Annotated in this window: 6 protein-coding genes and 2 pseudogenes; 1 reads left to right on the top strand and 7 read right to left on the bottom strand. The window is 70.0% G+C overall.

Annotation, left to right across the window (positions count from 1 at the left end; translation table 11 throughout):
* A partial coding sequence (locus ACGFYH_RS12575) for a transposase (RefSeq protein ID WP_393803099.1) occupies positions 1 to 486 on the top strand: 486 nt, incomplete at its 5' end.
* 37 nt (positions 487 to 523) lie between these two features.
* On the opposite strand, the pseudogene ACGFYH_RS12570 reads toward ACGFYH_RS12575, so the two are convergent.
* The 7 genes and pseudogenes from ACGFYH_RS12570 to ACGFYH_RS12540 all read right to left on the bottom strand — a co-directional run.
* Positions 524 to 994: pseudogene (locus ACGFYH_RS12570) on the bottom strand (hypothetical protein); the annotation flags it as partial.
* Positions 995 to 1,477: 483 nt separating this feature from the next.
* Positions 1,478 to 1,706: pseudogene (locus tag ACGFYH_RS12565) on the bottom strand (chorismate synthase); the annotation flags it as partial.
* Positions 1,703 to 2,890, bottom strand: a complete 1,188-nt coding sequence (locus ACGFYH_RS12560) for a 3-hydroxybenzoate 6-monooxygenase (protein ID WP_393803098.1) — start codon at positions 2,888 to 2,890, stop codon at positions 1,703 to 1,705. The pseudogene ACGFYH_RS12565 and the gene ACGFYH_RS12560, both read right to left, overlap by 4 nt.
* The gene (locus ACGFYH_RS12555) at positions 2,887 to 3,927 is read right to left on the bottom strand and encodes a 3-phosphoshikimate 1-carboxyvinyltransferase (RefSeq protein ID WP_393803097.1); all 1,041 of its coding nucleotides are present in this window, start codon (positions 3,925 to 3,927) and stop codon (positions 2,887 to 2,889) included. Before ACGFYH_RS12555 ends, ACGFYH_RS12560 begins: the two co-directional genes overlap by 4 nt.
* 251 nt (positions 3,928 to 4,178) lie before the next feature.
* The gene (locus tag ACGFYH_RS12550; protein WP_393803096.1) at positions 4,179 to 4,511 is read right to left on the bottom strand and encodes a hypothetical protein; all 333 of its coding nucleotides are present in this window, start codon (positions 4,509 to 4,511) and stop codon (positions 4,179 to 4,181) included.
* Entirely contained in the window at positions 4,499 to 6,403 is a 1,905-nt protein-coding gene (locus tag ACGFYH_RS12545) for an anthranilate synthase family protein (protein WP_393803095.1), read from the bottom strand. The genes ACGFYH_RS12550 and ACGFYH_RS12545 overlap by 13 nt, the downstream gene beginning before the upstream one ends.
* The gene (locus ACGFYH_RS12540; RefSeq protein WP_393803094.1) at positions 6,400 to 7,041 is read right to left on the bottom strand and encodes an isochorismatase family protein; all 642 of its coding nucleotides are present in this window, start codon (positions 7,039 to 7,041) and stop codon (positions 6,400 to 6,402) included. Before ACGFYH_RS12540 ends, ACGFYH_RS12545 begins: the two co-directional genes overlap by 4 nt.
* Positions 7,042 to 7,064: the final 23 nt, after the last annotated feature.

Genomic DNA, 7,064 nt, shown 5'->3' with positions numbered 1-7,064 from the left:
GCCAGGCACCAGAGGTGCTGGGTTCACAAGGTCCGCAATGTCATGAACGCGCTACCGAAGTCGGCTCAGCCCGCAGCGAAGAAGGCTCTGCAGGAGATCTACAACGCCGAGGACCGCGACCACGCCGAGAAGGCGATCAAGGACTTCGAGCGCGCCTACGGAGCGAAGTGGCCGAAAGCGACCAAGAAGGTCACCGGCGAGGCCGACGAACTCCTCGCGTTCTACGACTTCCCCGCCGAGCACTGGGTGCACCTGCGCACGACAAATCCCATCGAGTCCACTTTCAGCACCGTGAAGCTGAGGACCAAGGTCACCCGCGGGGCCGGCAGCCCGGCCGCGGCCCTGGCGATGGTGTTCAAACTCGTCGAGTCAGCCCAGGCCCGCTGGCGCGCGATCACCGCACCCCACCTTGTCGCCCTCGTCCGCAACGGCGCCCGCTTCAAGAACGGTCACCTCGTCGAACGCCCCGAAGTCACCGCAGCCTGAACAACCCCACTGATCCACAACTCTTGACAATTACTCGATGATCGAAGGGGCACCACAGAACCTGCAGCAGGTCCTTACCCTCCGGCGGGCTCAGATCGGGCACATCCCGTACGTACAGCTGCGCGACGGGCAGCCCCGCTATGGGGCCGTCGTACGACTGGACCGCCAGCCTCACCGGATACGTCTGAGGGGGCCGGATCCGCTCGAGAGTCTCCCGTTCCTCCGGAGTCAGGTCCCGGCCGTGCGAGGCGGCGAAGATCCGTCGTTCCAGCCGCAGATCCGCCGGGGACTGGGCTGGGTTGATGCCGTCCACCACATGCGGTTCCTCGCAGTGCGGCCACGGTTCCTCAGCGGGCCACAGCAGCGGCCCGCCGATTGAGCTGTCGTGCCACGTCGGCGCCCCAGGGCGAGGGTGCAGGCGGGTCGCCGTGCGGGCTAGCGGGGCCAGTTGGGGAAAGACCGCGACAACGTCGATCGGCCGTGGCGGAGTGACAGGAGTGACATTCATGGCCGCAATCTTGCCAATCGCCTCTGACAATGGCCCGCGTGGCCGCCCCACGAAGAGCTCCGCCACGGGCGGCCACCCGGGAGAGCCCTACCGCCGGTCCGTCGCCGGCAGGTGGCCCGCGAGCAGGCCCACGATCGCCGCGTGGACGTCCGTCCACGCGCGCGGTTCGTCGCCACGTACCACTTTCATTCGGGTGCTATGAGGTAGAAGCCGTTGTCTTTCCGGTCGTGATCGCTGAGTTTTTGCTGATCAGGCATGGTGTCGGTGCCGCCGAGGAAGGGTTGGGACGTTCAGTTCGTTCTCGGCGATACGGAGGTAGCTGGTGGCGTCGGTGATGGGCTTGCTGCAGGAACGGGAGACCGCTGCCCGGCTCGCCGTGGAGGAGCTCCAGGCGGAAGCGGACCGGATCCTGGCCGAACCCGGCGGGGCCGAGGCGGTGTTGGAGCGCAGGGTGATCGCTCGGATGGAGCTGGCCGAGGCCCTGGCCACCGGGGAGCCGAGGGTGAGGCCGTGCCGGACGCCGCCGAAGAAGGTGACCTCGTCACGCTCGGACTTTGATGCGCGCGCCGCGTCCACAACCGAGCCGACGCCGGGCCGGGTGGTCCGCCACCATCTCCGTGGTGATCGGCACACCGGCGGGAAGACCCTCCAGCGTCGCCACGAGTGCGGGACCCTGGGACTCCCCCGCGGTCAGCCAGCGTGACCTGCTCAACGAGGCTCTCCCGTCCCGCCGATGCGAGCCCCGTGCAGCCACTCGACCTTGTCGTACAGCTCGTCGACCGTGAAGGAGGACAGCATCGCGTTGCGGGCGGCCGCGGCGTCTCCACCCGGGTGGTAGAGCTGTTCACCCATGGCGCGGGCCACCTGCTGCACCGTGGCAGCGCGCTCGTACCGCTCGGAGTTGTACTTCTCCAGGCACTGCGGGATGTCCCCGGTGGCTCCCGCGAGCAGTTGGCCGATGAGGACGGCGTCCTCAAGGGCCATGCAGGCGCCCTGAGCTGCGTACTGGAGCATGGGGTGTGCGGCGTCACCGAGGAGGGCGACCCGGCCGTCCGTCCAGCGCTCGACCGGGTCGCGGTCGCACAGGACCCATTCCCTCCACTCGGTCCCCAGTTCCAGCAGCTGCCGGGCGGTATCGCTCAGTGCGGGGAACTCGGACAGGACGCGCGTCCGCTCGGCGGGCCTGCCGACCACGATGTCCCGTGCGCCGTCGTCGCGGGTGACGGCCAGGTTGAGGAATCGTCCCCTGCCGATGGGGTAGTGGACGAAGTGCCATTTGGGGCCGGCCCACAAGGTGACGGTATTCCAGCGCAGTTCCTGTGGAACCTGCTCCATGGGAATGACGGACCGGTAGATCGTGTGGCCGGACACGCGCGGCGCGCCGTCGCCGACGAGCTGGCCGCGCACGGCGGAACGGATGCCGTCGGCGCCGATGAGCGCCGAGCCGGTGAATCGCCGTCCGGCTTCGGTGATTGCCGTGACGCCTTCCGAGTTCTGTTCGTACCAGGTCACAGAGCAGTTGGTGTTCAGCGTGATGTTCCGCTCCGCGACGCAGCCGTCGAGGAGTGTCTGGTAGAGGTCGCCGCGGTGCACGACGGCGTACGGGTTGCCGAAGCGGGTGCGGTATGCGCCGGTGAGCGGCATGCTCGCGACCCGCTGCCCGGTGGTGCCGTCCATGAACCTCAACTCGTCGATGTGGACGGCGCTCTGCCGTGCCGCCGCCCCGACGCCGAGGTGGTCCAGGGCATGGAAGGCGTTCGGGCCCAGCTGGATGCCCGCACCGAGTTCGCTGAAGGTGTCCCTTCGTTCCAGTACGACGACCTCGTGGCCGTGCTGCGCGATGCTCAGTGCCGCCGCGAGGCCGCCGACACCGCCCCCGGCAATGAGTACCTTCATCGTGATCCTTGTCGCTGTGGGGAAGCTGGCCGAGAGGCCAGGGGAAAGAGCCGTCGCAGCTCCTCGTGGAATCCCGGAAAGCTCTTTCCGACGCAGGGCGCGTCGTCGAGCGTGATGCCGGGGACGCGGAGTCCGAGGACGGAGAAGGCCATGCCGATGCGGTGATCGCGACGGCGGGCGATGCGGGCGCCGGTGGGCGTGCCGGGATGGACGGTGATCCAGTCGTGGCCCTCGTCGGTGTCCGCGCCGAGGGCGCGCAGGTTCCGCGCGATGGCGGTGATGCGGTCCGAGTCCTTGAGCCGGGCGTGGGCGATGCCACGGATGGTGACGGGCGCGTCGGCGCGCGGCGCGATGGCCGCCAGTGTCATGAGGGTGTCGGAGATTTCTCCCATGCCGACGGAGAGGCGTCCGCGCAGCGGGCCCTCGCCGGTGACGCTGGTGGCCGACTCCGTGACGTCCACCCGCGCTCCCAGCCGCCGCAGTACGTCGACGAAGCGCAGGTCGCCCTGGAGGCTGCCGTGGCCCGGGCCGGGCACGGTGACGGTGCCGCCGGTGACCGCGGCGGCCGCCACGGCGTAGGAGGCGGTGGAGGCATCCGGTTCGACGGTGAGGTCGAGGGCGCCATGGCCGCCGGGCTGGACTTCGATGACGTCCCCGTGCCGTTCGGTGACCTTGGCGCCGAACCGGCGCATCAGGGCCAGTGTCATGGCGATGCAGGGGCGGCTGACCAAGCTGTCGACGGTGAGGGTCAGCGGTCTGCGCGTCAACGGGGCCGCCATCAGCAGCCCCGACAGGAACTGGCCGCTCAGTGGGGACTCGACGGCGACCGCTCCGCCGTCGAGCCCCTCGCTGTCCAGCAGCACGGGCGGTCCACCGCCCGGACCCGCCGTCACCGCGGTCCCCAGAGCGGCCAGCGTGTCGACCGGCGGGCCCAGGGGCCGGGCTGCGGGCTGGGCGCTGCCGCCGAAGGCGAACCGGCCGTGGCCCGCGGCGGCGAAGGGCGGCAGGAAGCGGCCGCGGTGCCGGCGTCCTCGCACCGGACGTCGGCCTCCTCCGTGGGGCCGCGCCCGGTCCCGGTGGCCTCCCGGACTTCGTCGTTCTCCCGCGTCCGGACCTGGACGCCGAGTTCCGTGAGTGTACGGAAGGCAATGGTGTCGGCACTGACGAACGGGAGCCGCAGCCGGGAGGTGCCCACCGCGGCGGCCGGCAGCAGGGCACGGGTTGGTGGGGCTTTTGGAGCCGTGGATACGGGCCCTCATGGAGTGTCCTCCAGCAGGTGGGCATCGGCTCAGCCGGTGAACGCGAGGCCGAGACGGGCCAGTTGGACGATGTCGTAGGCACCCTCCGTCGTGGCCTCGACGTCGAAGACGTGCCTTTCGGCGGGCGGGTAGCCGATGAGTTCAGCCGCCCTGGCCGGGATGGGCGCGGCCGCGGCCTGCGCCGACTCCCACAGGAGGACGGCGCCCCACCGGTTGGTGCGCTCGTCCGAGATCCACACCTTAAGGCGCAGCCCTCGTACCTGGGAGAAGCGGTCTACTGCCTCGTCGCGCAGAAAGTCCCGCAGCGAGGCGATGGTCTGCTCGGACCGGTCGAGGTCCCACCACGCGATCACCGCACGCACGAGCGGAGCACCCCCTCGAGCGCGTCACTCACGATGCGTACGCCGTCCTGGGTGAGCACGGACTCGGCGTGGAACTGCATCGAGGTGAAACTCGGCCCGCGCAGCGCGTGGACCTCTCCGGTTTCGTCGTCCCGGCTCACCTCGACGATTCCTACGCCCGGAACCTCGAACGCGTCCTCCGCGCAGCGGGCGGTGAACGTGTTGTAGAAACCGACCCGCTCGCGGGCGCCGAAGAGGTTGATCTCCCGCTGGACGCCCTGGTTGGGCACGGGCCTGCGCACCAGTTCCAGACCGAGGACGGTGCTGAGCACCTGGTGGCTCAGGCAGACGGCGACGAAGGGCCGGCGCTGGTCCAGGAGTGCGTGGATCGCGGACCGCAGATGGGTGATCTTGGGGTTGCGGGTGGCGCGCGGATCGCCGGGGCCGGGGCCCATGACGACGAGGTCGTGGGCGTCGAAGGAGTACGGTTCGTCGAAGCGGCGGACCGTCGGCCTCAGCCCCATCGCCCGCAGCTGGTGGCCGATCATGGAGGTGAAGGTGTCCTCCGCGTCCACCACGAGTATCCGGCGGCCGACCAGTTCGGGTCTCGCGCCGGTCCGGTGGGCGTGCTCGCCGGTCCAGAAGCCGGCGATCGAGCTGTTGCGCTGTTCGAGGGCCTGGCGCACGCGTGGGTGTTCGGCCAGGCGCGCGGAGTCGTCGGCGCCCAGAGCGGCGAGGAGGCCGGCCGCCTTGGCCCGGGTCTCGTCGACCTCCGAGCCCGGGTCGGAATGCCGTACGAGCGTGGCACCGACGCCGATGCTCAGCCGGCCCGCGCTGTCGATGTCGGCGGTGCGGATGAGGATCGAGGAGTCGAGTGTGCGCCGTCCCTGCTCGTCCTGCCCGATCAGGGCGACGACACCGCTGTAGTAGCCGCGCCCGCGGGGCTCGTACCGGCTGATCACCCGGCAGGCGCTCTCCAGCGGACTGCCCGTCACCGTCGGCGCGAACATGGTTTCCCGCAGGATCGTGCGGGGATCGTGGTCGCTTGCGCCCTCGATGAAGTATTCGGTGTGCGCGAGCCGCGCCATCTCCTTCAGATACGGTCCCACGACCCGGGGAGCGGGGTCGCAGATCCGCGCCATCATCTTGAGTTCCTCGTCGACGACCATGTACAGCTCGTCGGCTTCCTTGCGGTCGGCGAGGAAGTCCATCACCCCGGGCAGGGTGGGGCCGGAGGGCGGATAGCGGTAGGTGCCGCTGATCGGGTTCATCACGGCCCGGCCCGCCCGCAGGCTGACGTGTCGCTCGGGGGTGGCGCCGACGAAGGTGCGGTCGCCGGTGTGCACGAGGAACGTCCAGTACGCTCCCTGCTCCCGCTGCAGCAGCCGCCGGAAGAACGCCAGGGCGCTGTGCACCGTGTAGTCGGTGATGTCGGCGACGAACGACCGCTTGATGACGAAGTTCGCTCCCTCGCCCGTGCCGATCTCGTCCGCGATCACCTTGCGGACGATCCCGGCGTACTCGTCGTCGTCCAGGTCGAAGGCGCCGCCGCTGAGATTGACCGGCTCGCCCGGGAGCCGCTTCAGGGCATCGCTCACCGCGATGGTGGTCTGCTCCTCCACTGCCATCGCGATCAGAGGTTCTCCGTCATCGGCGCAGACGTAGCCGCGCTCGGCGAGCTGGCGGTAGGGGATCATCACCAGGACCTCCTGGCGCGCTCCGGCGTCGGGATCGGGCGCCTCGCTCAGGGGTATCCCGGCCACGGCGTCCAACGTCGACACCGCGCCTGTCAGGACCTCCAGGGCGTCCGGGTCGCCGGCCTCGGGACGGTGCAGCAGCGCGAAGGCGGACGGACGCGGCCCGAGGATCCGGTCGAGCAGGTCGTGTGCCGTGCGAGGGTTCTCCCCGTTCATCGGCCGAGCTCCTCGATCACGGACTTCGTCGTGGTGACCAGGGCGCAACGCTCGGCGGCGTAGTCGAGTGCCAGCCGGTGGTACGCCTCGGTGAAGTCGGCGACGGCGTCGGCCACCAGGAACGTCTCGATGTCGTTGGTGAAGGCCTCCACCGCGGTGGACAGCACTCCGATGTGCGCGTACACACCGCAGAGGACCAGCTGGTCGCGTCCATGGGCGCGCATCCGGTCCAGCAGGTCGGACCGGAAGAACGCGCTGTAACGCCACTTGGTGAGCAGCCAGTCGTCCGGGCCCGGCGTGAGCGGTTCGACGACCTCCCGGTCGGCGGGGTCGACACGCATGCCCGGCCCCCAGAAGTCCTTCAGCAGTCCGCGCTGTTCGTCGGTCATGCCGCCCGGCTGCGCGGTGTAGGCGACGGGCATCCCGGAGGCGACCGCCTGCTCGCGCAGCCGGGTCGCGTTCCGCACGAGGTCGGCACCGAGCGCCTCGCTCCCGGGGAACTGCCGCAGGAAATACCGCTGCATGTCGTGGACGAGCAGGACCGCACGGTCCGGGTCGGCCCGCCATGCCGCCGTGTTGGCGGGCAGGTCGCCGGCCTGGGGCATCGGATAGGGCTGGATGGGGGGTATCCCTGGCATGGTCTTCCTCATATGGCTGGGGT

Origin of the sequence: Streptomyces sp. NPDC048392, from assembly GCF_043200575.1 — a bacterium.
Classification (GTDB): Bacteria; Actinomycetota; Actinomycetes; order Streptomycetales; family Streptomycetaceae; genus Streptomyces.
This window is presented reverse-complemented; position numbering and strand designations above follow the sequence as displayed.